This is a genomic window from Xanthomonas sp. WHRI 1810A (assembly GCF_040202885.1).
In the GTDB taxonomy this organism is placed as follows: domain Bacteria; phylum Pseudomonadota; class Gammaproteobacteria; order Pseudomonadales; family Pseudomonadaceae; genus Aquipseudomonas.
In genome coordinates, this window is sequence record NZ_JBEGED010000006.1 from 132,429 (window position 1) to 155,799 (window position 23,371).

At 60.8% G+C, this 23,371-nt stretch carries 21 protein-coding genes; 17 read left to right on the forward strand and 4 right to left on the reverse strand.

Annotated elements, in window-relative coordinates; all coding sequences use genetic code 11:
- Positions 1-34 precede the first annotated feature (34 nt).
- Positions 35-850, reverse strand: a complete 816-nt coding sequence (rhdA, locus tag ABQX22_RS11195) for a thiosulfate sulfurtransferase (protein WP_349799420.1) — start codon at positions 848-850, stop codon at positions 35-37.
- Positions 851-896: 46 nt separating this feature from the next.
- The gene (locus tag ABQX22_RS11200) at positions 897-2,432 is read right to left on the reverse strand and encodes an HDOD domain-containing protein (protein ID WP_349799422.1); all 1,536 of its coding nucleotides are present in this window, start codon (positions 2,430-2,432) and stop codon (positions 897-899) included.
- A gap of 30 nt (positions 2,433-2,462) precedes the next feature.
- Between ABQX22_RS11200 and ABQX22_RS11205 the strand changes: the two genes are divergently transcribed.
- The 3 genes from ABQX22_RS11205 to motB are packed head-to-tail and all read left to right on the forward strand — an operon-like array spanning position 2,463 to position 4,532.
- Positions 2,463-2,591 (forward strand): hypothetical protein, encoded by a 129-nt coding sequence (locus ABQX22_RS11205; protein ID WP_349799424.1) that lies wholly within the window; start codon positions 2,463-2,465, stop codon positions 2,589-2,591.
- 51 nt (positions 2,592-2,642) lie between these two features.
- Complete coding sequence (gene motA / locus ABQX22_RS11210) at positions 2,643-3,494, forward strand: flagellar motor stator protein MotA (RefSeq protein WP_349799426.1); 852 nt, start codon at positions 2,643-2,645, stop codon at positions 3,492-3,494.
- A gap of 3 nt (positions 3,495-3,497) precedes the next feature.
- Positions 3,498-4,532: a flagellar motor protein MotB gene (gene motB, locus ABQX22_RS11215; RefSeq protein WP_349799428.1), complete on the forward strand. Its 1,035-nt coding sequence runs from the start codon at positions 3,498-3,500 to the stop codon at positions 4,530-4,532.
- Positions 4,533-4,679: 147 nt separating this feature from the next.
- On the opposite strand, the gene rsgA is transcribed toward motB, so the two are convergent.
- Positions 4,680-5,711: a small ribosomal subunit biogenesis GTPase RsgA gene (gene rsgA, locus ABQX22_RS11220; protein ID WP_349799430.1), complete on the reverse strand. Its 1,032-nt coding sequence runs from the start codon at positions 5,709-5,711 to the stop codon at positions 4,680-4,682.
- 115 nt (positions 5,712-5,826) lie between these two features.
- On the opposite strand from rsgA, the gene orn reads away from it, so the two are divergent.
- Both orn and ABQX22_RS11230 read left to right on the forward strand, forming a co-directional pair.
- Positions 5,827-6,363 carry an oligoribonuclease gene (orn, locus tag ABQX22_RS11225; protein WP_349799432.1) on the forward strand — a complete coding sequence of 179 codons (537 nt, stop codon included), beginning with the start codon at positions 5,827-5,829 and terminating at the stop codon, positions 6,361-6,363.
- An 8-nt stretch (positions 6,364-6,371) separates the two neighbouring features.
- On the forward strand, positions 6,372-6,983 hold the full coding sequence (locus tag ABQX22_RS11230) for a trimeric intracellular cation channel family protein (RefSeq protein ID WP_349799434.1): 612 nt from the start codon (positions 6,372-6,374) through the stop codon (positions 6,981-6,983).
- Positions 6,984-7,080: 97 nt separating this feature from the next.
- On the opposite strand, the gene queG is transcribed toward ABQX22_RS11230, so the two are convergent.
- Positions 7,081-8,199 carry a tRNA epoxyqueuosine(34) reductase QueG gene (queG, locus tag ABQX22_RS11235; protein WP_349799436.1) on the reverse strand — a complete coding sequence of 373 codons (1,119 nt, stop codon included), beginning with the start codon at positions 8,197-8,199 and terminating at the stop codon, positions 7,081-7,083.
- A gap of 62 nt (positions 8,200-8,261) precedes the next feature.
- Here queG and ABQX22_RS11240 point away from each other — a divergent pair, with 62 nt between their 5' ends.
- The 12 genes from ABQX22_RS11240 (at position 8,262) to ABQX22_RS11295 (ending at position 23,292) form a co-directional block, all read left to right on the forward strand.
- Complete coding sequence (locus ABQX22_RS11240) at positions 8,262-9,758, forward strand: NAD(P)H-hydrate dehydratase (RefSeq protein WP_349799438.1); 1,497 nt, start codon at positions 8,262-8,264, stop codon at positions 9,756-9,758.
- Entirely contained in the window at positions 9,746-10,216 is a 471-nt protein-coding gene (gene tsaE, locus ABQX22_RS11245) for a tRNA (adenosine(37)-N6)-threonylcarbamoyltransferase complex ATPase subunit type 1 TsaE (protein WP_349799440.1), read from the forward strand. Before ABQX22_RS11240 ends, tsaE begins: the two co-directional genes overlap by 13 nt.
- 20 nt (positions 10,217-10,236) lie before the next feature.
- Positions 10,237-11,655: an N-acetylmuramoyl-L-alanine amidase gene (locus tag ABQX22_RS11250; RefSeq protein ID WP_349799442.1), complete on the forward strand. Its 1,419-nt coding sequence runs from the start codon at positions 10,237-10,239 to the stop codon at positions 11,653-11,655.
- Between the two features lie 68 nt (positions 11,656-11,723).
- Positions 11,724-13,625, forward strand: a complete 1,902-nt coding sequence (gene mutL, locus ABQX22_RS11255) for a DNA mismatch repair endonuclease MutL (protein WP_349799669.1) — start codon at positions 11,724-11,726, stop codon at positions 13,623-13,625.
- On the forward strand, positions 13,625-14,596 hold the full coding sequence (gene miaA, locus ABQX22_RS11260; RefSeq protein ID WP_349799444.1) for a tRNA (adenosine(37)-N6)-dimethylallyltransferase MiaA: 972 nt from the start codon (positions 13,625-13,627) through the stop codon (positions 14,594-14,596). Before mutL ends, miaA begins: the two co-directional genes overlap by 1 nt.
- Positions 14,597-14,682: 86 nt before the next feature.
- The gene (gene hfq, locus ABQX22_RS11265; RefSeq protein ID WP_349799446.1) at positions 14,683-14,943 is read left to right on the forward strand and encodes an RNA chaperone Hfq; all 261 of its coding nucleotides are present in this window, start codon (positions 14,683-14,685) and stop codon (positions 14,941-14,943) included.
- Between the two features lie 12 nt (positions 14,944-14,955).
- Entirely contained in the window at positions 14,956-16,257 is a 1,302-nt protein-coding gene (gene hflX, locus ABQX22_RS11270; RefSeq protein WP_349799448.1) for a ribosome rescue GTPase HflX, read from the forward strand.
- A 96-nt stretch (positions 16,258-16,353) separates the two neighbouring features.
- Entirely contained in the window at positions 16,354-17,526 is a 1,173-nt protein-coding gene (gene hflK, locus ABQX22_RS11275) for an FtsH protease activity modulator HflK (RefSeq protein WP_349799450.1), read from the forward strand.
- Positions 17,526-18,395, forward strand: a complete 870-nt coding sequence (gene hflC, locus ABQX22_RS11280; protein WP_349799452.1) for a protease modulator HflC — start codon at positions 17,526-17,528, stop codon at positions 18,393-18,395. Before hflK ends, hflC begins: the two co-directional genes overlap by 1 nt.
- A 278-nt stretch (positions 18,396-18,673) precedes the next feature.
- Complete coding sequence (locus ABQX22_RS11285) at positions 18,674-19,861, forward strand: ATP phosphoribosyltransferase regulatory subunit (protein WP_349799454.1); 1,188 nt, start codon at positions 18,674-18,676, stop codon at positions 19,859-19,861.
- Positions 19,862-19,915: 54 nt separating this feature from the next.
- Entirely contained in the window at positions 19,916-21,208 is a 1,293-nt protein-coding gene (locus ABQX22_RS11290; RefSeq protein WP_349799456.1) for an adenylosuccinate synthase, read from the forward strand.
- A gap of 263 nt (positions 21,209-21,471) precedes the next feature.
- The gene (locus tag ABQX22_RS11295) at positions 21,472-23,292 is read left to right on the forward strand and encodes a methyl-accepting chemotaxis protein (protein ID WP_349799457.1); all 1,821 of its coding nucleotides are present in this window, start codon (positions 21,472-21,474) and stop codon (positions 23,290-23,292) included.
- Positions 23,293-23,371: the final 79 nt, after the last annotated feature.

A 23,371-nucleotide genomic window follows, 5' to 3' on the forward strand; every position in this document is an offset into this window, starting at 1 on the left:
CGATCAAAGGACGCGCCATGATTCGGGTCGGCTGTCAGCGCTCGACCGGTGTGTCGGGATGATTGCCCCATTCGCCCCACGAACCCGCGTAGCCTTTGACGCGCGGGTAGCCCAGCGCCTTGGCCACCAGATAGGTGAACCCGGAGCGGTGATGGGTCTGGCAATGGGTGATGATTTCTTTGTCAGGGGTGATGCCCAGGCTTTCCAGGATCTGCGGCATGTCCTTGCGAATCCGCAGCTGACGCCCCGGGTCCATGCCGGCGGTCCATTCGAAGTTCACGGCGCCGGGAATGTGGCCACCTTTTGCCGCGACCACTTTTTCGCCGGAGTACTCGGTGGGGGCGCGAGCGTCCCAGATCGCAAGGTCTTGGGCGCCCAGACGGCTTTGCAGGTATTCGCGTGTGGCCGTCGGCTCGTCATGCAATGTCAGTGGGACCGGACCGCCCACGGCAGCAGGCACGTCGGTGGACAAGGGCAGACCCTCGGCTTGCCAGGCGAGCAGACCACCGTCTAGGTAGTGATAGTGATGATGGCCAATCACATCGAGCAGCCAGATAAAGCGCCCGGCCCAGCCGCCGCCTTCGTCGTCGTAGACCACGTAAACTGCATCCGGGTTGTGGCCCAGTTCGCCGAACAGCGCCTGCAGCTGCGCCAGGCTCGGCAGTAATCCCGGGGCTGGAGGCTGGCCCAGCTGAGTGCGTTTCGGGTCGACGAAACGGGCACCGGGAATGTGGCCGGCGTCATAGCGCGCAGCGCTGGTCAGGTCCACGAGAATCAGCTCTGAAGCGCCAAGCCGTGCCTGGAGGTCGCTTGGCTCAATCACCAGTGGCAAGCTTGAAAAGGCAGACATGTAAGGTCTCCAGATCGTCAAAAAGAGGCGAATTGTAGCTCAGGCGTCAACCATTGCGATGGCTAAACGTCGTAAGCGCTTTCTCGATGCACTGCGCCGTTTTTCCGAACGCCTGCACGGTGATTTCGGACAGCAACCCTCCGCCTTGATCGGCGACCAGCAGCATCAGCACCCGTCCATTGCTGGCCAGCGAGCGGATCAACAGGTTTTCGCCGCTGAACTGGCCCCGCAGATTGGCCGGCATCAGCGCCGAAAATTGAGCGTTATTGGCAGGGGTCAGGCGCAGCTGTGTGGCTTGTGCCAGCAGGCGTTGCAGGACCGTGCTGTCCTTGAACGACACCACCAGTGAGGCCGCGGATTTGTCCAGCCCCGCCACTTGATGGACGCGCAGCGCATCGATTTTGCGGTCGATCATCAGCAGCATCACCCGCCGCAGGCCACAGGCCAGGAGCGCGTCGCGAGCGAATGTGGTCAAGTGCATCGCATTACTGAACGGACTGGGCTCCTGAAGCAAGTACGCGCACTGCTTGCGCCAGTCGCGCAGGGCTTCGGCGGGTGGAGGTGGCGCCGCCAGCAGGCCTTTATGAATACGGCGCGTCCCCCACGGCCACAGTAGGGCTTCAGCCGGATGCCAGATGTCCACGCCTGCGTGCCCCCGGGCGCTGCTCGCTGCATTCTGGTGGACTTGCTGCTGCACTATCTCCAGCGGCTGTTGCAGATAAAGGCTGGTCAGCAACTGCCAACGCAACGTATGGGGACTGTCCCAGGCATGTTGCGCCGAAAGCGCCAGCCCATTGGCCAGCAACACGGTGTTGGCCGGTTGATTCAGCCAGCGTTGCAGCGGCAGGTCTGCATCCAGGTGCTGTTGCTGCTTGAGCGGCTCTGCATTCTCATGGGCGATGCGCAGCACCTTCACCAGGTTGCGGTGTTCACTGATCATCAGCCGATAGCAACGGGTGACCCATATCGGCAGATGCCAGTGCTCGGCCACAGCCTTGCACAGCTCGATCAGGCGAACGCCAAACAGGGCCTTCTCTGTTTTTTTGGCGCACTCGCCTTTGTGAATGACGCGCAGCTCCCAGTCTTCCAGCAGCTTGGGATGGGCCAGTGCCAAGGGCCAGAGCGGAGACAGAAACAGCAGGCTGCCCAAATGAATGTCCTGCCACAGCCGCGCCAATTGACTGGCAAACAAGCCGGTGGCCTGTTGCGTCGCGTGCTGGCTGATCATCTGCAATTGCCGAAGGGCGGGCGGGATGTCCCGGTCTTCCAAGGCGGGCAGGCGACCCAGCAGCGTTTCAGTGCGCGCCAGCCCCAGCCGATTGATCGCCACTTCAAGGCTCTCGGCAGGTTCGGTGGTGCCATTGCCGTGATGATTGGCTTCGCGCAGTACGCTCAGGACCAGGGCCGGGCTGGCTTGCATCATCTCGGCGATGTCGCGTATCGAGCGGCGGCTGTCATTCAGCGCAGTGCGCACCTTCGCATGCGCTGCGGCGGGCACCGGCAGCGCGATGCCGTCCAGCTGTTTGATCCAGGCGTCGAGTGTTCTAGGGACCGGCTTTTGTGACGACGTTTCTGGTTGCATTCATGAATCCCGTACGGCTGGGTGGTTTGAATGAAGTCCGATACTGGCATCATGCTGGCCCTCGCGGTGTACCCCGCTTACAGCCTGCCACGCGGTTTTTTCGTCCTGATTGCCTACAGTCTCGCGCAGATGGGCCGATATGTAGAACAAGAGTTTTGACACTCCTGCGAAACATGACCTTGAACCCGACTCAGTAAGTAATCTTTATCTATGGCAAAAATTATCGGCATCATCGTCGTTTTCGCGAGTGTACTCGGCGGATACGTCCTGTCCCACGGCCAGATCGCCGCGCTGATTCAGCCTTACGAGGTGATGATCATCGGTGGGGCTGCGCTCGGCGCATTTCTTCAGGCGAACCCTGGTTACATGACCATGCTCGTCATCAAGAAATCCTTGAAGATGTTCGGGACGCGCTTCACTCACGCGTTCTACCTGGAAGTGCTGGGCCTGATCTACGAGATCCTCAACAAGAGTCGCCGCGAAGGCATGATGGCGATTGAAGGGGACCTCGAAGAGCCTGAAAACAGCCCGATCTTCACCAAGTACCCCAGCGTGCTGAAAGACGCCCGCATGATCGCGTTCATCTGCGATTACCTGCGCATCATGTCGTCCGGCAACATGGCTCCGCACGAACTGGAAGGTCTGTTCGACATGGAGCTGTTGAGCATGAAGGAAGAGCTCGAACACCCGTCCCATGCAGTGACCGGCGTGGCCGACGCGATGCCCGGTTTCGGTATCGTTGCCGCCGTACTCGGTATTGTGGTGACCATGGCGTCGCTGGGTTCCGGTGACAAAGCGGCCATCGGTATGCACGTAGGTGCGGCACTGGTCGGTACCTTCTTCGGTATCCTCGCGGCGTACGGTTTCTTCGGCCCGCTGGCCACTTCCCTGGCCCACGATGCCAAGGAAGAGATGAATGTCTTCGAATCCATCAAGGCCTCGCTGGTCGCCTCGGCCTCTGGCGTGCCGCCTTCACTGGCGGTGGAGTTCGGCCGCAAGGTGCTGTATCCAGCGCATCGCCCCAGCTTCAGCGAGCTGGAACAAGCAGTCCGCGGTCGCTGATCCATGGAAAATAACCAGCCGATCATAATCAAGCGCGTCAAGCGCTACGGCGGCGGACACCACGGCGGCGCCTGGAAAATCGCTTTCGCTGACTTTGCGACCGCGATGATGGCGTTCTTCCTGGTGTTGTGGCTGATGTCCTCGGCCACCCCGGAACAGTTGCTCGCCATCGCCGGTTACTTCAAAGACCCGGTCGGTTTCTCCGAGAGCGGATCCCCCTACGTGATTGACTTGGGCGGCTCGCCCGAGATGTCGCCGGACCAGACGCTCAATCCTGAAGTCCAGTCCGTGCCCGCACCTGATCGCGTGCCGATCGATTCCGACACCCAGGATGCAGCGGCCGAGCAGGTCGAGCAGGAACGCCTTGAATTGCTGCTTCAGGAACTGCAGAACAAGGTCAACGAGAACCCGCAACTGCAGAAATTCAAAGACCAGATTTTGTTCGAGATCACCCAGGACGGCCTGCGCATCCAGATCATGGACGCTGACAACCGCCCCATGTTCGACATCGGCAGCGCACGCTTGAAACCGTATTTCGAGGACATCCTGCTGGCCATGGCTGACACGATCAAAGCGGTTCCCAACAAGATCAGCATCAGCGGCCACACCGATGCAACGCCGTATGTGGGCAACAATGGATTTGGTAACTGGGAGCTGTCCTCCGGTCGCGCCAACGCTGCACGCCGCGTACTGGTGGCCGGCAGCTATCCGGACGCCCAGGTCGCCCGTGTTGTCGGTTATGCATCATCGGCGCTGTACGACAGGGATCATCCGCAAAACCCGATCAACCGCCGCATCGATATCGTGGTCATGACCAAGAAGGCGCAGCAGAAGATCGAAGGTTCGCAGAACGTCGGCGAGGCACCGGCATCGCCGGTCGATCCCAAGGCCCCCGTGACTGCGCCCGCAGCCAAGCCCGGCGCTTCAATTTCGGCGCCTGCCGTCGATCCACAGGCGTACGCCCAACCCCACGAGATTCGGCAGAAGCTGAACATCTTCGAGCAGGGCACGCTGAAGGTTGAAGAGACGAATAACTAGGGTGTGACGCAATCGAAAACGCCGCGATGATCGCGGCGTTTTTTTTGTAGGAGCGCGCTTGCCCGCGATGGCGTCCGCACCTCCAGCATTGATGGCGCCTGACACACCTCAATCGCGGGCAAGCGCGCTCCTACAGACTTTCGTCGATCAGCGGCTACCCTCCGGCAGGCTGGCAATGATCGAGCGATAGCTGTTCATGCGCTGTTGCTGCACGCGACCGTCTTCCAGCGCCTTGATCAATGCGCAACCGGGTTCGCGATCATGTTTGCAGTCGCGGAAGCGGCAGGTGCCGATCAGGTCGTTGAACTCGATGAAGCCGGCTTCCACATCGGCGCGGCTGACGTGGCCCAGGCCGAATTCACGAATACCCGGCGAGTCGATCAGATCGCCGCCGTTGGGGAAGTGGAACAAGCGCGCGGTGGTCGTGGTGTGCGTGCCCTGACCGGACAGCTCCGACAGTGGCCCGACACGGGTGCCCACTTCAGGCAACAGGCTGTTGACCAGCGACGACTTGCCCACGCCCGACTGCCCGACGAACACACTAATGTGCTCGTCCAGTTGCGTCTGCAGCAGTTGCATGCCGTCACCCTGGTGCGCGGACACTTCCAGCACCGGATAGCCCAGTGTGCGATACACCGCCAGCAGCGCGTTCAAGGCCGGGGCGTTCTGCTCGTCGATCAGGTCGAATTTGTTCAGCAGCAGCAGCGGGCGAATGCCTGCATGCTCGGCGGCGACCAGGTACCGGTCGATCAGGTTGGCGTGAGGCTCGGGCATGGGCGCGAACACGATCACGATCAGATCAACGTTGGACGCTACGGGCTTGAGCTGGCCGCGGCTGTCCGGGCGGCACAGCTCGGTGGTGCGGGGCAGTTGCGCAACGATCACGCCGATGCCCTGATTGCCTGCACGCCAGACCACACGGTCACCGGTGACCAGCGCCGGCAGGTTGGCGCGCAAGTGGCAGCGGAAAACCTGACCGCTCAGCTCGCCTTCCTGAGCCTCGACTTCCACTTGCACGCCGAAGTGCGCAATCACCAACCCGGTTTGCTCGGGGCCCAGGTCGCCGCCTTCCAGCGACTCCAGGGTCAGTGTTTCACGCTTGGCGGCGCGGGCGGCGCGCTCGCCCTGAATCTTTTCGATGCGCCAGTTTTGACGACGATTGAGTTGGCGTTTGGCCATGGGTGTTCAGTGTTCCGTTTTTTATGTCGCGAAATGTAGCTGATAGTGTGGAGCGCAAAGGAGTCTAGCATGCCTGCTTGGGCTAAACTGCGCGCCTACGTTGAGGAGCCGACATATGCAGAACAAACAAAATCTGATCTGGATCGACCTGGAAATGACCGGTCTGGACCCTGATAACGACGTCATTATCGAAATGGCCACCATCATCACCGATAGCGAATTGAACACGCTGGCCGAAGGCCCTGTGATCGCTGTCCATCAGAGCGATGAGTTGCTGGCGGGCATGGATGAATGGAACACCCGTCAACACGGCGGCTCTGGCCTGACCCAGCGTGTGCGCGAAAGCACCATCTCCAACGACGAAGCCCAGGCCATGACCCTGGAGTTCATCAAGCAATGGGTACCGGAGCGCAGCTCGCCCATCTGCGGCAACAGCATTTGCCAGGACCGACGCTTTCTTTATAAGCGCATGCCGCTGCTGGAAAACTACTTCCACTACCGCAACCTGGACGTCTCGACCCTCAAGGAGCTGGCCGCGCGCTGGTCACCGGAGCTGAAGTTCAAGAAAGGCAGCACACACCTGGCGCTGGACGATATCCGCGAGTCCATTGCCGAACTGCAGTTTTACCGTGAGCACTTCATCAAGGTCTGAGCGTCCCTATGCTGTTGATGCTCTATCTGGTCGCCATCACTGCCGAAGCCATGACCGGTGCGCTGTCGGCGGGGCGTCGCGGCATGGATTGGTTCGGCGTGGTGTTGATCGCGTGCGTCACGGCGCTGGGCGGCGGGTCAATGCGCGACGTGCTGCTCGGGCATTACCCGCTGACGTGGGTCAAACATCCGGAATACCTGGTGCTGACCAGCGTCGCGGCGCTGATGACCATTCTGATCGCACCCTTGATGCGTCACCTGCGCTCGTTGTTTCTGGTGCTCGATGCGCTGGGGCTGGTCGCTTTTACGGTGATCGGCTGTACCACGGCGCTGGAAATGGGCCATGGCTTGATCATCGCCGCGGTCAGTGGCGTGATTACCGGTGTGTTCGGCGGCATTCTGCGGGACATCTTCTGCAACGACATCCCGCTGATCTTCCGGCGCGAGCTTTATGCCAGTGTGTCGTTTGCCGCAGCGTGGTGCTTTCTGTTGTGTCAGTACCTTGGCTTGCCGGTGGAGCAGGGCACCCTGATTACCCTGTCCGGCGGCCTGCTGCTTCGGCTGCTGGCGATCAAGTATCACTGGGAAATGCCAAAGTTTGTCTACAAGGATGGGCATTGAGCGCGCTGCTTTTGTAGGAGCGCGCTTGCCCGCGATGACGTCACCACCATCAACGTTGACGGTGCCTGGCATGCCTCATTCGCGGGCAAGCGCGCTCCTACGGATTTGCGTCCGGCCTTCTGCATTCATGCTGTTGCAACGCCCACTCCACATGCTCACGCACCATCTCTGACGAATCGTCCCGCCGCGATTTCAGCGCCTCAAGCACCGGAATGGTGGACGGCGCGTTCCCCAGCCCCACGGCGAGATTCCTCAACCAGCGCTCATAGCCGGCCCGGCGCAACGGTGAGCCTTCAGTGTTGCTGAGAAACGTGTCTTCATCCCACAAAAACAACTCGGCGAGCCCGGCGTTATCGAGGTTGTGTCGCGGTTTGAAATCGGTCTGATCGGTCGGCCTGGCGAAGCGGTTCCACGGGCAGACAATCTGGCAATCATCACAACCAAACACCCGATTGCCGATCAGCGAGCGAAACTCTTCCGGGATCGAGGTTTTCAGTTCGATGGTCAGGTAGGAAATACAGCGCCGCGCGTCCAGAACGTAAGGGCCGACAAAGGCATTGGTCGGGCAAATCTCCAGACACGCCGTGCAGCGGCCGCAGTGTTCAGTCGCGTGGGGCGGGTCCACCGGTAACGGCAGATCAACGAACAGCTCGCTGAGGAAGAAGTAACTGCCGGCCTTGCGATTGAGCACCAGCGTGTTCTTGCCGATCCAGCCCAGCCCGGCCTGCTCGGCAATGGCTTTTTCCAGCACCGGCGCGCTGTCGACGAAGGCCCGGAAGCCGAACGGCCCGATGTCCCGTTGAATACGCTCGGCCAGTTGCTGCACGCGCTTGCGGATCAGCTTGTGGTAGTCGCGGCCCAATGCGTAGCGCGAGACGTAGGCCTTTTCCGGTTCGGCCAGCCGATGCGCCATTTCAGTATCGCCCGGCAGGTAGTCCATGCGCAGGGAGACCACGCGTAACGTGCCCGGCACCAGTTCGGCGGGGTGCGAACGTTTGCTGCCATGGGCTGCCATATAGTCCATCTCGCCGTGATAACCAGCCTCGAGCCAGCGCTCGAGATGCTGCTCATGCTCCGCCAGATCCAGTCCCGCAATGCCGACTTGCTGAAAGCCGAGCTCACGGCCCCATCCCTTGATTGACTCGGCAAGAGTGTGCAGTTCAGCGGTCGTCAACGACGTTGAAGGGGATGATGGATCAACAGTGATAGCGGTCATGCAAAGAGGACACCGGGACGCAGGTGCGTATAATTCTGCCAGACATCGGAGCGCATAAACGTATGTTGCACAGCAAACCCCAATTACCCGACGCACTGTATGACGCCGCGCAGGTGCGTGATCTCGATTCGCGCCTCATCGCGGCGGGCACGCCTGGCCTGGCGTTGATGCAGCGCGCCGCACACGCCGCATGGCGCGCCGTCCGCCGGCACTGGCCGGCCGGCCAACAAATGACTGTATTGGCGGGGCGCGGCAACAACGCCGGCGACGGGTATCTGGTGGCCGCACTGGCCCAGCGTGCGGGCTGGGCGGTCAAGGTGTTTGCCGTTGGCGATAGTTCGGGCCTGAGCGGCGACGCCGAAACGGCTTATAAGGAAGCGCTTGCCGCTGGGGTTGATGTTCAGCCTTGGTCGAGCCAGCCGCTGGAAGGCATTCTCCTTGATGCGTTGCTCGGGACCGGGCTGAGTGGCGAGGTGCGGGAGCCGTACGCGGCGGTTATCCAGGCGATCAACGACAGTGGTTTGCCGGTCGCTGCCATCGATATTCCTTCCGGGCTGTGCACCGATACCGGCCGTACCCTGGGCGTTGCGGTCCGGGCGGACCTGACGATCACCTTTATCGGGCTGAAGGTCGGGCTGTTTACCGGTGACGCGGCCGACCTGGTGGGCGAACTGGTGTTCGACGACCTTCAAGCCGATTCGACGATTGTTGCTGCGACCCCCGTCAGCGTTAAGCGCCTGGATACCTTCAACCTGCCCAAACTGGCGCCGCGCCCCCGAACTGCGCACAAGGGCATGTTTGGCCGGGTGCTGGTGATGGGCGGTGATCACGGCTTTGGTGGGGCGGCGTTGCTGTCCACGGAAAGCACCCTGCGCTGCGGCGCGGGCATGGTGACGCTGGCCACTCGTCCTGAACATGTCGCGCCGGCGCTGGTGCGGTTTCCTGAAGTCATGAGCACCGGTATCCATTCGGCGAACCAACTGATGGCGCTGATCGAGCCGGCGACGGTGATGGTGGTCGGTCCCGGCATGGGGCAGAACAGCTGGGGGCGCAGCCTGTTGTCAGCGGCCGCCAACGCTGACCGCCCGCAAGTGTGGGACGCCGATGCGCTTAATCAGTTGGCGCAAGGCTGGGTGAAGTTGCCCAAGGATTGCGTGATCACGCCGCATCCGGGGGAGGCCGCGCGGCTGCTGGGGATCAGCACCCACGACGTTCAGGCGGATCGGCCCAAGGCTGCGCGCACACTGGCCCTTAAATTCAATGCCGTGTGCGTGCTCAAGGGGACCGGCAGTCTGGTCGCCAACCTCAACGGCGAGCTGGCGCTGTGTGATCACGGTCACCCTGCCATGGCCACTGGCGGTCTGGGCGATGTACTGGCCGGTGTCATTGGCGCGCTGCTGGCGCAAAAGATGTCCGCGTTCGACGCGGCCTGCCTTGCGGTCTGGCTGCACGCCAGGGCCGGCGAACAATTGGGCGCCCTGGGCCGAGGTCTGGCTGCCGCTGATCTGATTCCTGTGATTCGTGCCCTGTTGGAGGAGCAACAACCGTGTCTGAGCTAACCCTGCATCTGGTGGGTGAGGAGGCCATGACGGCGTTCGGCGAGAAGATCGCCCAAGTGACTGATGCCAATGGCGTTATTTTTCTGGAAGGCGATCTCGGCGCGGGCAAGACCACGCTCTCGCGCGGGATTATCCGAGGGCTGGGCCATGTGGGCGCGGTAAAAAGCCCGACCTTCACCCTGGTAGAACCTTACGAAACTGGGAGATATCGCGCGTATCACTTTGATCTTTACCGACTTGTTGATCCAGAAGAGCTAGAATTCCTCGGCATCCGCGATTACTTCGAAGGAGAGGCGCTCTGTCTGATTGAGTGGCCCAGTCTGGGGGCAGGCTTTTTGCCAAAGCCTGACCTGACCATTACCATTGGGCCGCACGCTGATGGTCGGGCGCTGACATTGAGCCCGGAAAGCTCACGTGGCGAGACGTGGTGTGCCGCTTTGGCTTTGGAATTCAAATAGATATGGGGTTAGGTATGCGCATGCGCGCGCTGGTTACTGTGATAGGGCTGTTGCTGACGACATTGGCAATCGATGCGTTTGCTGCTTCACAGGTACGAAGTGTCCGCTTATGGCGCGCACCGGATAACACTCGGCTGGTTTTCGATCTATCTGGCCCGGTCCAGGCCAGCGTGTTTACTCTGGAGTCGCCTGATCGTCTGGTCATCGACATCAACGGCGCGACCCTGGGCGGCTCCCTGAACGTAGGCACCGCCAACACACCCATCACCAGCATGCGTTCGGCCCAGCGCACACCCGACAGCCTGCGTGTGGTCATCGACCTGAAAAAGGCCGTGACCCCGAAAAGCTTCACCCTGGCGCCCAACCAGCAATACGGTAACCGCCTGGTGGTCGACCTGTTCGACAACGCGGCCGATGCCAACCCGAGCCCGATTTCCACCGTCCCCGATACCGCCGCCAATACGGCGCCTGCGGTGCCTGTGAGCCCGGCCAAACCCGAAATCAAGCTGACGCCGGTGCCAAATGGCAAGCGTGACATCGTGGTGGTCATCGATGCTGGTCACGGTGGGGAAGACCCGGGCGCCTCGGGCGGGCGCGGACAGAAAGAGAAAAACGTGGTGCTGGCGATTGCCAAGGAATTGCAGCGCCAGATCAGTGCCGAGAAAGGCTATCGCGCTGAGCTGACCCGCACCGGCGACTATTTTATCCCGTTACGCAAACGCACGGAAATCGCTCGAGCCAAGGGCGCCGACCTGTTCGTGTCGATCCACGCGGACGCTGCGCCGTCTTCGGCGGCGTTCGGTGCCTCGGTGTTTGCATTGTCCGAGCGCGGCGCCACGTCCGAGACTGCTCGGTGGCTGGCGGACAGCGAAAACCGCTCTGACTTGATCGGGGGGGCGGGCGCCGTGAGCCTGGACGACAAGGACCGGATGCTGGCGGGCGTGTTGCTCGACCTGTCGATGACAGCCTCCCTGACGTCCAGTCTGAACGTGGGCCAGAAGGTCCTGAGCAACATCGGGCGCGTGACGTCGCTGCACAAGTCTCGGGTCGAGCAGGCGGGCTTCATGGTGCTGAAGTCGCCGGACATCCCGTCGATCCTGGTCGAGACCGGATTCATCTCCAATGCCGCCGAAGCCAATAAGCTTGAAGGTGCCAGTCACCAGCAGGCATTGGCCCGATCGATCACGGCTGGCGTGAAACAGTTCTTCCAGCAGAATCCACCGCAGGGCACCTACATCGCGTGGCTGCGGGACAACGGCAAGCTCGCCATGGGCGCGCGCAATCACGTCGTACGGCCCGGCGAAACGCTGGCCATGCTCGCCGCCCGTTATGAGATGAGCGAGGGTGCGCTGCGCAATGCCAACTCATTGAAAACCGATGCCCTGAAAATCGGTCAGGACCTGAGGATTCCGAGCACGGAACTGGCAGGTGAGCCTTGACCGACCTGTTGCTGGACGAATCAGGATTCGAAGCGGCAGCCCTGCAGCCTGAGAATCCCGGCGCCAAAGTGGCCCGCATCGAACTGCTCAGCCCGCGTCTGGCGAACCAGATCGCGGCGGGTGAGGTCGTTGAACGTCCGGCTTCCGTCATCAAAGAATTGCTGGAAAACAGCCTGGATTCGGGTGCACGGCGCATCGATGTCGATGTCGAGCAAGCAGGTATCAAGCTGCTGCGGGTGCGCGACGACGGAGGGGGTATTTCCTGCGACGACCTGCCGCTGGCCCTGGCGCGACATGCCACCAGCAAGATCCGCGACCTGGAAGACCTCGAGCGCGTCATGAGCCTCGGGTTTCGGGGCGAAGCCCTGGCGTCGATCAGTTCTGTCGCGCGCCTTACGCTGACGTCGCGTACGCGCGACGCCGACCAGGCCTGGCAGGTGGAAACCGAAGGCCGCGACATGGCCTCGCGCGTTCAGCCTGCGGCGCATCCGGTGGGGACTTCGGTTGAAGTCCGCGACCTGTTTTTCAACACGCCCGCACGGCGCAAGTTTCTCAAGGCCGAGAAAACCGAGTTCGATCACCTGCAGGAAGTGATCAAACGCATGGCGCTGGCCCGATTTGATGTGGCGTTTCATCTGCGTCACAACGGTAAAACCATCCTCAGTCTTCATGAAGCCCACGATGACATGGCCCGCGCGCGGCGCGTGTCGGCGATTTGCGGTGCGGGCTTCCTGGAGCAGGCATTGCCCATCGAGATAGATCGCAATGGCCTGAAGCTTTGGGGTTGGGTAGGGCTGCCGACGTTTTCGCGCAGCCAGGCTGACCTGCAGTATTTCTTCGTCAACGGCCGGGCCGTGCGCGACAAACTGGTGGCCCATGCGGTGCGCCAGGCGTATCGCGACGTGCTCTTCAATGGTCGTCATCCGACGTTCGTGCTGTTTTTCGAGGTCGATCCGGCCGTGGTCGACGTCAACGTTCACCCGACCAAGCACGAAGTGCGTTTCCGTGACGGGCGCATGGTCCATGATTTCCTGTACGGCACCCTTCACCGCGCGCTCGGTGATGTGCGTCCGGAAGATCAACTGGCCGGCACCACATCGATTACGGCGCTTGTGCGTCCCACCGGCCCGGAAGCCGGCGAGTTCGGGCCGCAGGGCGAGATGGGCTTGGCCAACAGCTTGCTTGAGCAGCCTCAGTCCGATCCGTTGAGCAGGCCGGCAGGCTTCGGCAGCGGTGCCGGTTATCAATACCAGTACACGCCGCGCCCAGGTTCAATGCTGCCCGCCGCCGAGGCGCAAGCGGCCTACAAAGAATTCTTCGCCCCGTTGCCGACTGCCCAGCAAGGAAGCGGCGTGCCCGTTGCCCTGCCTGAATCGACCGGCGACGTTCCGCCACTCGGTTACGCGCTGGCGCAGTTGAAGGGGATCTACATCCTGGCGGAAAACGCCCATGGCCTGGTCCTGGTGGACATGCATGCAGCCCACGAACGGATCATGTACGAGCGCCTGAAAATCGCGATGGCCAGCGAAGGCCTGAGCGGGCAGCCGTTGTTGGTGCCTGAGTCGCTGGCGGTGAGCCAGCGTGAAGCCGACTGCGCCGAAGAGCACCTGGCAACGTTCCAGCGGTTGGGGTTCGAGTTGCAGCGCCTGGGTCCGGAAACCCTGGCGATTCGGCAGATACCCGCGTTGCTCAAGCAGGCCGAAGCCAACCGCCTGGTGCAGGACGTGTTGGCCGACCTGATGGAGTATGGCACCAGCGACCGCGTGCAGGCGCACATGAACGAATTGCTCGGGACGATGGCGTGTCACGGCGCGATCCGGGCGAATCGGCGGCTGGCGATCCCCGAAATGAACGGCTTGCTGCGTGACATGGAAAACACCGAGCGCAGTGGCCAGTGCAATCACGGCAGGCCGACCTGGACGCAACTGGGGCTGGACGATCTCGACAAACTTTTCCTGCGCGGCCGCTGATGAGCGCACTGCCTCCCGCCATCTTTTTGATGGGGCCGACCGCCGCAGGTAAAACCGATCTGGCCATCGAGCTGACCAAGGTCCTGCCCTGCGAGTTGATCAGCGTCGATTCGGCCCTGGTCTATCGCGGCATGGACATTGGCACTGCCAAGCCTTCGAAAGCACTTCTGGGCGCGTATCCGCACCGCCTGATCGATATTCTCGATCCGTCCGAAAGCTACTCGGCGGCCGACTTTCGCCGTGATGCCTTGAGCGCAATGGCCGAAATCACCGCACGCGGAAAAATTCCGTTGCTGGTGGGCGGCACGATGCTGTATTTCAAGGCTCTATTGGAGGGCTTGGCTGACATGCCAGCGGCGGATCCCGAGGTGCGGGCGCAGCTGGAGTCCGAAGCCCGGAGCAAGGGATGGCAGGCGTTGCATGATGAATTGGCGGCCATCGACCCGGTGTCGGCGGCGCGGATTCATCCCAACGATCCGCAGCGATTGTCCCGTGCGCTGGAAGTTTACCGGGTGAGCGGATTGAGCATGACCGCACATCGTGATCAACAAACTGCGCAAAGTGCTGAAGCAGCCGCTTCGGGGTGTCATCAATTGCCCTATACTGTCGCGAATCTGGCGATCGCTCCCCTGGATCGCTCGGTACTGCACACGCGCATCGCGCAACGATTCACGCACATGCTTGACCAGGGATTCGTGGAAGAGGTTGTGGCATTGCGTTCGAGGGGCGATCTGCACTCGAACATGCCGTCAATCAGAGCAGTAGGGTATCGCCAGGTCTGGGATCATCTGGATGGCAAGCTGACCCGTGATGAGATGCAGGAACGCGGCATCATCGCCACGCGCCAGTTGGCCAAGCGGCAGTTCACCTGGTTGCGAAGCTGGGAAGATTTGCACTGGTTAGATAGCCTGGCTTGCGACAATCTGCCACGCGCCTTGAAATACCTGGGATCGGTCTCCATATTGAGCTGAGTCCTTGCAATAGCCGTCTATCCTTGGGGGGTAACGGTTCAAGCTGATTTTTCGAATTTCTATTGATCCTTAAAGGAGTGCGGCACATGTCAAAAGGGCATTCGCTACAAGACCCTTACCTGAACACTTTGCGTAAAGAAAAGGTTGGGGTTTCGATCTATCTGGTAAACGGTATCAAGCTGCAAGGCACGATCGAGTCTTTCGACCAGTTCGTTATTTTGCTGAAAAACACTGTCAGCCAAATGGTTTACAAGCACGCCATCTCTACCGTCGTACCGGTTCGTCCAATTCGTCTGCCTAGCGCAACCGAATCCGAAGCGGCTGACGCTGAGCCAGGTAACGCCTGATAGGAGTCTGCTTTGTTCTTTGAGCGCCACGGTGGTGGTGAACGGGCAATCCTCGTTCACTTGGATGGTCAGGACCCTGAGGCGCGCGAAGATCCGCAGGAGTTCCAGGAACTTGCTCTATCGGCTGGCGCCGATACCGTCGCATTTATTCATGTGCCACGGCATCGGCCAACGGCCAAGTACCTGATTGGCAGCGGCAAGGTCGAAGAGTTACGCGACCACGTCAAAGCCGAGAAGGTCGACATCGTCATCTTCAATCATGTCCTTACGCCCAGTCAGGAACGCAACCTCGAGCGAGTCTTCGAGTGTCGCGTGCTTGATCGTACGGGTCTGATTCTCGATATCTTCGCGCAGCGTGCGCGTACTCATGAAGGCAAATTGCAGGTCGAGCTGGCACAGCTCGAGCACATGAGTACCCGTCTGGTTCGCGGCTGGACTCACCTTGAGCGCCAGGGCGGCGGCATCGGCATGCGCGGTCCGGGGGAAACCCAGCTCGAGACTGACCGTCGTCTGTTGCGTGTTCGTCTGCGGCAGATCAAGAGTCGCCTGGAAAAAGTGCGCAGTCAGCGCGATCAGGCGCGTCGTGGCCGTTCGCGGGCCGATATCCCCACGGTTTCGCTGGTGGGTTACACCAACGCCGGCAAGTCCACGCTGTTCAACGCGGTGACCGATTCCGACGTCTATGCTGCGGACCAGTTGTTCGCAACGCTCGATCCCACTTTGCGCCGCCTCGAACTCAAAGACCTCGGGCCGATTGTGCTGGCCGACACGGTGGGATTCATCCGCCATCTGCCGCACAAACTGGTCGAAGCCTTCCGTGCGACGCTTGAGGAATCGAGCAACTCCAATCTGCTTTTGCATGTGATCGATGCTCACGAGCCTGATCGCATGGAGCAGATCGAGCAGGTCATGGCGGTGCTGGGCGAGATCGGGGCGCAAGACTTGCCGATCCTGGAGGTCTATAACAAACTCGATCTGCTTGAAGGGGTCGAGCCTCAGATCCAGCGCGATCCTGATGGGAAGCCGCAGCGCGTGTGGGTTTCAGCGCGCGACGGTCGTGGCCTGGATCTGCTCAAACAAGCCATCTCCGAATTGCTGGGTGACGATTTGTTCATCGGCACCTTGCGCTTGTCTCAGGGTTTTGCTCGACTGCGGGCTCAGTTTTTCCAACTGGGCGCTGTGCAGAGCGAAGAGCATGACGAAGAAGGCACAAGCTTGTTGGCAGTACGTTTACCGCGAGTTGAATTCAATCGCCTGGTGAGTCGCGAAGGACTGCAGCCGCTGGAATTCATCGAGCAACACACTTTGCAATAAAAGCCTCGAAAAGCGGACGTATCGCTTTCGCAGGCATTCTGTAGCATTGGTCGGCGCGCCGTGGGCGCGTCTTTGCTTTATCAGATGGAGAGCGCTATGGCTTGGAATGAGCCGGGTGGCAACTCGAATAATCAGGATCCTTGGGGTGGTAAGCGCAAGGGCGGCGACCGCAAGGGGCCACCGGATCTCGACGAGGCCTTCCGAAAGCTGCAGGAAAGCCTGAATGGGTTGTTCGGTGGTGGCAAGAAACGCAGTAGCGATGGTGGCGGTGGGGGCAGTTCCCGCAAGGGCGGTGGCCTGGGTCTGCTGGGTATTGGTCTGGTCGTGCTGCTGGCGATCTGGCTCTACAACGCTATCTATGTCGTGGACGAGCAGGAGCAGGCTGTCGTGCTGCGCTTCGGCAAGTACTACGAAACGGTCGGTCCGGGTCTGAACATCTATTTCCCGCCTTTCGACCGCAAGTACCTCGAAAACGTGACGCGTGAGCGTGCGTACAGCAAGCAGGGCCAGATGCTCACTGAAGACGAAAACATCGTCGAAGTGCCGCTGACCGTGCAATACAAAATCACCAACCTGCAGGACTTCGTGCTGAACGTCGATCAGCCGGAAGTCAGCCTGCAGCATGCGACTGAAAGCGCCTTGCGCCATGTGGTCGGTTCGACTGCGATGGATCAGGTGCTCACCGAAGGTCGTGAGTTGATGGCCAGCGAAATCAAGGAGCGCCTGCAACGCTTCCTCGATACCTATCGCACCGGTATCTCCGTGACCCAGGTGAACGTGCAAAGCGCTGCGGCGCCGCGCGAAGTTCAGGAAGCGTTCGATGACGTGATCCGCGCCCGTGAAGACGAGCAACGTTCGCGCAACCAGGCTGAAACCTACGCCAACGGTGTGATACCGGAAGCGCGCGGTCAGGCCCAGCGCATCATCGAAGATGCCAACGGCTACCGCGATGAAGTCGTGTCCCGCGCCAAAGGTGAGGCAGACCGCTTCACCAAGCTGGTCGCTGAATACCGCAAGGCCCCGGAGGTGACGCGTGAGCGTCTGTATCTGGACACCATGCAAGAAGTCTTCAGTAATACCAGTAAGGTCTTGGTGACCGGTGACAAAGGTCAGAACAACCTGCTTTATCTACCGTTGGATAAAATGATCGAAAGTGGTCGTACCGGCGCCGCTCCAGCAACGGGTGCAGCGGCTACCGCCGTCGATCCGGGCTCGAGGTCTGCCGACATGCAATCACAGCGCGACACGCGTACTAGGGAGACTCGCTGATGAGCAATAAATCTCTGGTCGCTCTGATCGTCTGTGTGGTGCTGGCCGTTGTCGCGTGGAACAGCGTGTACATCGTTTCGCAAACCGAGCGGGCTGTATTGCTGCAGTTTGGTCGTGTGGTTCAGGCTGATGTTCCGCCGGGTTTGCACGTGAAGATTCCTTATGTGAATCAGGTGCGTAAATTCGATGGCCGCCTGCTGACCCTCGATGCGCCGACCCAGCGTTTTCTGACCCTGGAAAAGAAAGCTGTCATGGTCGATGCCTACGCCAAATGGCGCGTGAAGGACGCTGAGCGTTTCTACACCGCGACATCCGGTCTCAAGCAAATCGCGGATGAGCGTCTTTCACGTCGTCTGGAATCGGGTCTTCGTGACCAGTTTGGCAAGCGCACGCTGCACGAAGCCGTGTCGGGTGAACGTGATGCACTGATGGCGGACATCACTGCCTCGTTGAACAAGATGGCCGAGAAAGAACTGGGCATCGAAGTCATCGATGTTCGGGTCAAGGCAATTGACTTGCCCAAGGAAGTGAACCGCAGCGTGTTCGAGCGTATGAGCACCGAGCGTGAGCGTGAAGCCCGTGAGCACCGCGCCAAGGGTAACGAGCTGGCGGAAGGCATCCGTGCCGACGCCGATCGTCAACGTCGCGTGTTGGTGGCAGAGGCATATCGTGAGTCTGAAGAAGCTCGCGGTGACGGTGACGCACAAGCGTCGGCGATCTACTCCAAGGCCTACGGTCAGGATCAGGAGTTCTACTCCTTCTACCGCAGCCTTCGCGCTTACCGTGAAAGCTTTGCCAACAAAAGTGACGTGATGGTGCTGGATCCAAGCAGCGATTTCTTCCGCTATCTGGAAAAAGCCAAACCGTAATCGACAACTCCGCCGGGCAGCAAAACTGCCCGGCGGGGTGATCGCACGGTAAAACGTGTGTATGATGCGGCAGCCGGGAAATTCCCGGCTTTTTTGCGTCTGCACGATTGATTGGCCGTGGCGTGGTTCGTGCCCGGCAGTTTTCTCGAGGACAGTGAACGATCGCGAAACGTACGGGGATAGTCCGGCAGAGGACATTACCCTTCGCGACTCACCGTCTGCTTCACTCAAGGCCCGCCCAAGGGTTGGGGCCGCCCGGATCATAGGGGAAAGGCGTAATGGCAACGGTTGACCGCTGGCTGCTGCCGGATGGCATCGAAGAAGTATTGCCGCCGGAAGCTGCGCGCATTGAAGTAGCGCGTCGTCAGGTACTGGATCTGTTTCAAAGCTGGGGTTATGAGTTCGTCGTCACCCCTCACATCGAATACCTCGAATCACTGCTCACAGGTGCTGGCCAGGATCTGGATCTGCGCACCTTCAAGGTTGTCGATCCGCAGTCTGGCCGGCTGATGGGTTTCCGTGCAGACATCACCCCGCAGGTCGCACGAATCGACGCGCACACCCTGCGCCGCGAAGGCCCGAGCCGTCTGTGCTACGCCGGCAGCGTGCTGCATGCCCAGCCACGTGCGCTATCCTCTTCACGCAGCCCTATTCAGTTGGGCGCCGAGTTGTATGGCGATGCCAGCCCGACCAGCGATGTCGAAGTCATCAGCCTGATGCTTGCCATGTTGAAGCTGGCCGATGTGCCGGACGTCCACATGGACCTGGGGCACGTCGGTATCTACCGTGGGCTCGCGCGCGCCGCCGGCCTGTCCGGGGAAGTCGAGCAACAGCTGTTCGATGCCTTGCAGCGCAAGGCAATCGATGAAGTGATTGCCTTGACCGCCAATCTGCCTGACGACCTGGCCGGCATGTTGCGCGCGCTGGTTGACCTGTGCGGCGGTCGTGAAGTTCTCGCAGCGGCACGCTATCGCCTGGCCAACGCGCCGGCGCCTGTGATTGATGCGCTGGATGACTTGGTGGAGATCGCCGAACGGCTGGCAGCACGGTTCCCGGACATGCCGATGTATTTTGATCTCGGCGAGTTGCGCGGTTACCACTACCATACGGGTGTGGTGTTTGCGGTATTCGTGCCCGGCGTGGGTCAGTCCATTGCTCAGGGCGGTCGTTATGACGACATCGGCGCAGATTTCGGCAGAGCGCGTCCTGCGACGGGTTTTTCCACCGATTTGAAAACCCTGGTCACATTGGGGCAGGCCCGGATCGAGCTACCTTCGGGCGGCATCTGGATGCCTGACAGCACGGACGCGGCGCTATGGCAGACGGTTTGCCAACTGCGCAGCGAAGGACAGCGCGTCGTTCAGGCATTGCCCGGCCAGCAGGTCTCGGCAGCGCTTGAGGCCGATTGCGACCGGCAATTGATTCAGCATGGCGAGGGTTGGCAGGTAATGCCGCTGGCCTCTTGAGTTTCCCTGCCGGCCGCCGCCGGCACCAAGTTTGCGTGAATGAGGACAAGTGAAATGGGTAAGAATGTCGTAGTCCTGGGCACCCAATGGGGTGATGAGGGCAAAGGCAAGATCGTTGATCTGCTGACCGAACACGCTACCGCGGTAGTGCGCTATCAAGGCGGCCACAACGCGGGCCACACGCTGGTAATCGACGGCGAAAAAACCGTGCTGCATCTGATTCCGTCCGGCGTCCTGCGCGAAGGCGTGCAATGCCTGATCGGCAACGGCGTGGTCGTTGCGCCTGACGCGCTGATGCGCGAAATCACCAAGCTGGAAGAGAAGGGCATTCCTGTGCGGGAGCGCCTGCGCATCAGCCCGTCCTGCCCTCTGATCCTGTCCTACCACGTGGCGCTGGACCAGGCGCGTGAAAAGGCCCGCGGCGAGCACAAGATCGGCACCACCGGTCGCGGCATCGGCCCGGCCTACGAAGACAAGGTCGCACGTCGCGGCCTGCGCATCGGCGATCTGTTCCACCGCGAACGCTTTGCCGCCAAGCTGGGCGAGTTGCTGGATTACCACAACTTCGTACTGGTCAATTACTACAAAGAGCCTGCAGTCGATTTCCAGAAAACGCTCGACGAGTGCATGGAATACGCCGAGCTGCTCAAGCCGATGATGCTGGACGTCACCGCTGCGCTGCACGACATGCGTCGCGCGGGCAAAGACATCATGTTCGAAGGCGCTCAGGGTTCGTTGCTGGACATCGACCACGGTACCTACCCGTACGTCACCAGTTCCAACACCACGGCCGGTGGCATTGCCACCGGTTCGGGCATGGGGCCGATGTACCTCGATTACATCCTGGGCATCACCAAGGCTTACACCACCCGTGTCGGCTCGGGTCCTTTCCCGACTGAACTGTTCGACGACATCGGTGCGTTCCTGGCCAAGCGTGGCCACGAGTTCGGTGCGACTACCGGCCGTGCACGCCGTTGCGGCTGGTTCGATGCCGTGATCCTGCGTCGCGCTATCGAGATCAACAGCATTTCGGGCATTTGCCTGACCAAGCTGGACGTGCTCGACGGTCTTGAAACCATCAACATCTGTGTGGGTTACAAGAACGAAAACGGCGCCGTGATCGATGCACCGACCGACGCCGACAGCTACATCGGCCTTGAACCGGTTTATGAGCAAGTGCCGGGCTGGTCTGAGTCGACTCTGGGCGCGAAAACCCTGGAAGAGCTGCCTGCCAACGCGCGTGCTTACATCAAGCGTCTGGAAGAGTTGGTCGGCGCGCCGATTGACATCATTTCGACGGGCCCTGACCGCAACGAAACCATCGTCCTGCGTCACCCGTTTGCTTGATCGGTTGCTGAAACACAAACAAGGGTCGCTCATGCGGCCCTTTGTTTTGTCCGTGTTATTCCCCTCGCTGCAACGGCACGGCACTTGCTATAACTACCGTCAGAAAAGACGCCATCATTTTAATGGCGCTTATGCTGAGGGAATTGCCCGTGTCAGCCGTCCTATCGCTTTTGCGCAGCCGTTTGCTGCGACCCGTATTCATTGCCCTCGGCATAGCTCTTTTGGTGCAGGTGCTCGTGGCAGTCGCTCTGACGCGGAGCACGGTGACCGCCCTGGAAGCCGATCTTGCGGCGCGCCTGGGCGCAGATTCGCAGCATGTGTCCTCTGAGCTTGAGCAAGCCAGTCGCGAGGTGACGGCCAGTCTCGACAGCCTCTCGCAAAATACCCGTCAGCGTCTGAGTGCCGGCCTGTCCACGCGCCTCAAGGACGAACAGACGCAGCTGCGCGCAACGCTTGAGAAGGATCTCAAGGATTCGGCAACGGACATGGCTGAGCTGTTGGCCGCGGTTGCGCCCCGCGCCATGTGGGATGGCGACACGCCAACGCTTTCTGAATTCGCACGACGCGCCCAGCGCAATCCTAACGTGCTGTTCGTTGTGTATGACGACGCCCAAGGCGAGCATCTGACCCGCTACCTGAACCGTGAGAATGAGTCGATCAAAGCCTTGCTCGCCAAGGGGGAGGGCGAGCGAGCCATGGACAAGGTGCTCAATGCGGCGAAGAACGATCCGTCGGTGTATTACGTCGAAGCGTCGATCAGCCCTAACGGTGTGGAGATCGGCAAAGTGCGCATGGGTGTGTCGACGGCGACAGTCGAGGCCAATCTGGCGGCGCTGGATAAGCGTTTCACTGCGCTGATCGGCAACGGCGAGCAACTGATCACTGACAGTCTGCAGGGCGCTGCGACGCAAAGTTCTGCGGCGCTGCGCACCCGCCTGGAGTCGGCGCAAACAGCCGCCTCGACAATGGCCAGCAATACCACTGCAACGGTTCAGGATGCGGCAGAAACGCTGCGCTGGAGAATCGGCATGAGCCTGGCGCTGGTTGGCCTGGGCGTGTTGCTGGTCTTGGCAGTGGTGCTTGGGCGTCGTGTGGTGAGCAAGCTTCACCTGCTGATCAGTGCGCTCAACGATCTGGCGGCAGGCGAGGGTGATTTGACCAAACGGGTCAAACTCAACAGCAACGACGAAATCGGCGACATGGCTGCAGCGGTTAACCGCTTTGTCGACAAGCTCCAGCCCATCGTGCGCGAAGCCGGTGATGTCGCCCAGCAGACCGGTGTGGAAATCGGCGCGCTCAGCAAGCGCAATGCCGGGGCCAATGCCGCCGCTGAAATGCAGCGCGATGAAGTGGCGGCAAGCCTCAAGGCGCTCGAGCAGATGGCTGACGAGGCGCAGTCGGAAAGCCATGCGATGCAGGCCGCGCTCAAGCAAGTGGTGGAAATCCGTCAGGCCACTGATGAGACCACGCGCACCTCAAATCAAGTCGGCAACCTGATCGAGGCGCTGGCGGGGCAGGTCGAAACCGGCTCCAGGGTTATTGAGCGTCTGGCGCAGCAAAGTGAGCAGATTGAAGTGGTGCTGGAAGTGATTCACGGCATTGCTGAACAGACCAACCTCTTGGCATTGAATGCCGCCATCGAGGCTGCACGAGCGGGCGAAACCGGCCGTGGATTCGCCGTTGTCGCGGATGAGGTGCGAGCGCTGGCGAGCAAGACGCAAAGCTCCACCGGGGATATTCAGGCGCACATAGGCGCGCTGCAATCCGGTGCCAAGGAAGCTGTCGCGGCGATTGGTCTGGCAGGGCGTCAGGCGAAGGAAGGCCTTGCCGTGCTGCGTGACAGCGCGCGGCTTCAGCAGTCGGTGCAGGCATCGGTGGAGCAGGTCCATGCCGCGATCGGGTTGGCGACGCAGGCCGCAGCGCATCAGGCCGAAGGCGCGCACAAGGTACGAGGGCGAGTTGAGGTGATCCATGCGCAGGCTGAGAAGGCCGCTCAAGCGGTGATGGAGACCACGGCCAGCGGCAAAACCCTGGACAGACTGGCGGCGCAGCTCAAGGCCAGCCTGGGACAGTTTCGAGCTTGAGAAAGCATTGGGATTTACGATCCCCAGAATGCACAAAACCGAGCGCGGGGCTCGGTTTCGTGTTGTCTGGTGCCCAGAA

Excerpts from the sequence above, each read along its gene's own strand:
- rhdA (WP_349799420.1), bottom strand. The coding sequence starts at position 850 with ATGTCTGCCTTTTCAAGCTTGCCACTGGTGATTGAGCCAAGCGACCTC.
- ABQX22_RS11200 (WP_349799422.1), bottom strand. The coding sequence starts at position 2,432 with ATGCAACCAGAAACGTCGTCACAAAAGCCGGTCCCTAGAACACTCGAC.
- ABQX22_RS11205 (WP_349799424.1), top strand. The coding sequence starts at position 2,463 with ATGAAGTCCGATACTGGCATCATGCTGGCCCTCGCGGTGTACCCCGCT.
- motA (WP_349799426.1), top strand. The coding sequence starts at position 2,643 with ATGGCAAAAATTATCGGCATCATCGTCGTTTTCGCGAGTGTACTCGGC.
- motB (WP_349799428.1), top strand. The coding sequence starts at position 3,498 with ATGGAAAATAACCAGCCGATCATAATCAAGCGCGTCAAGCGCTACGGC.
- rsgA (WP_349799430.1), bottom strand. The coding sequence starts at position 5,711 with ATGGCCAAACGCCAACTCAATCGTCGTCAAAACTGGCGCATCGAAAAG.
- orn (WP_349799432.1), top strand. The coding sequence starts at position 5,827 with ATGCAGAACAAACAAAATCTGATCTGGATCGACCTGGAAATGACCGGT.
- ABQX22_RS11230 (WP_349799434.1), top strand. The coding sequence starts at position 6,372 with ATGCTGTTGATGCTCTATCTGGTCGCCATCACTGCCGAAGCCATGACC.
- queG (WP_349799436.1), bottom strand. The coding sequence starts at position 8,199 with ATGACCGCTATCACTGTTGATCCATCATCCCCTTCAACGTCGTTGACG.
- ABQX22_RS11240 (WP_349799438.1), top strand. The coding sequence starts at position 8,262 with ATGTTGCACAGCAAACCCCAATTACCCGACGCACTGTATGACGCCGCG.
- ABQX22_RS11250 (WP_349799442.1), top strand. The coding sequence starts at position 10,237 with ATGCGCGCGCTGGTTACTGTGATAGGGCTGTTGCTGACGACATTGGCA.
- miaA (WP_349799444.1), top strand. The coding sequence starts at position 13,625 with ATGAGCGCACTGCCTCCCGCCATCTTTTTGATGGGGCCGACCGCCGCA.
- hfq (WP_349799446.1), top strand. The coding sequence starts at position 14,683 with ATGTCAAAAGGGCATTCGCTACAAGACCCTTACCTGAACACTTTGCGT.
- hflK (WP_349799450.1), top strand. The coding sequence starts at position 16,354 with ATGGCTTGGAATGAGCCGGGTGGCAACTCGAATAATCAGGATCCTTGG.
- hflC (WP_349799452.1), top strand. The coding sequence starts at position 17,526 with ATGAGCAATAAATCTCTGGTCGCTCTGATCGTCTGTGTGGTGCTGGCC.
- ABQX22_RS11285 (WP_349799454.1), top strand. The coding sequence starts at position 18,674 with ATGGCAACGGTTGACCGCTGGCTGCTGCCGGATGGCATCGAAGAAGTA.
- ABQX22_RS11290 (WP_349799456.1), top strand. The coding sequence starts at position 19,916 with ATGGGTAAGAATGTCGTAGTCCTGGGCACCCAATGGGGTGATGAGGGC.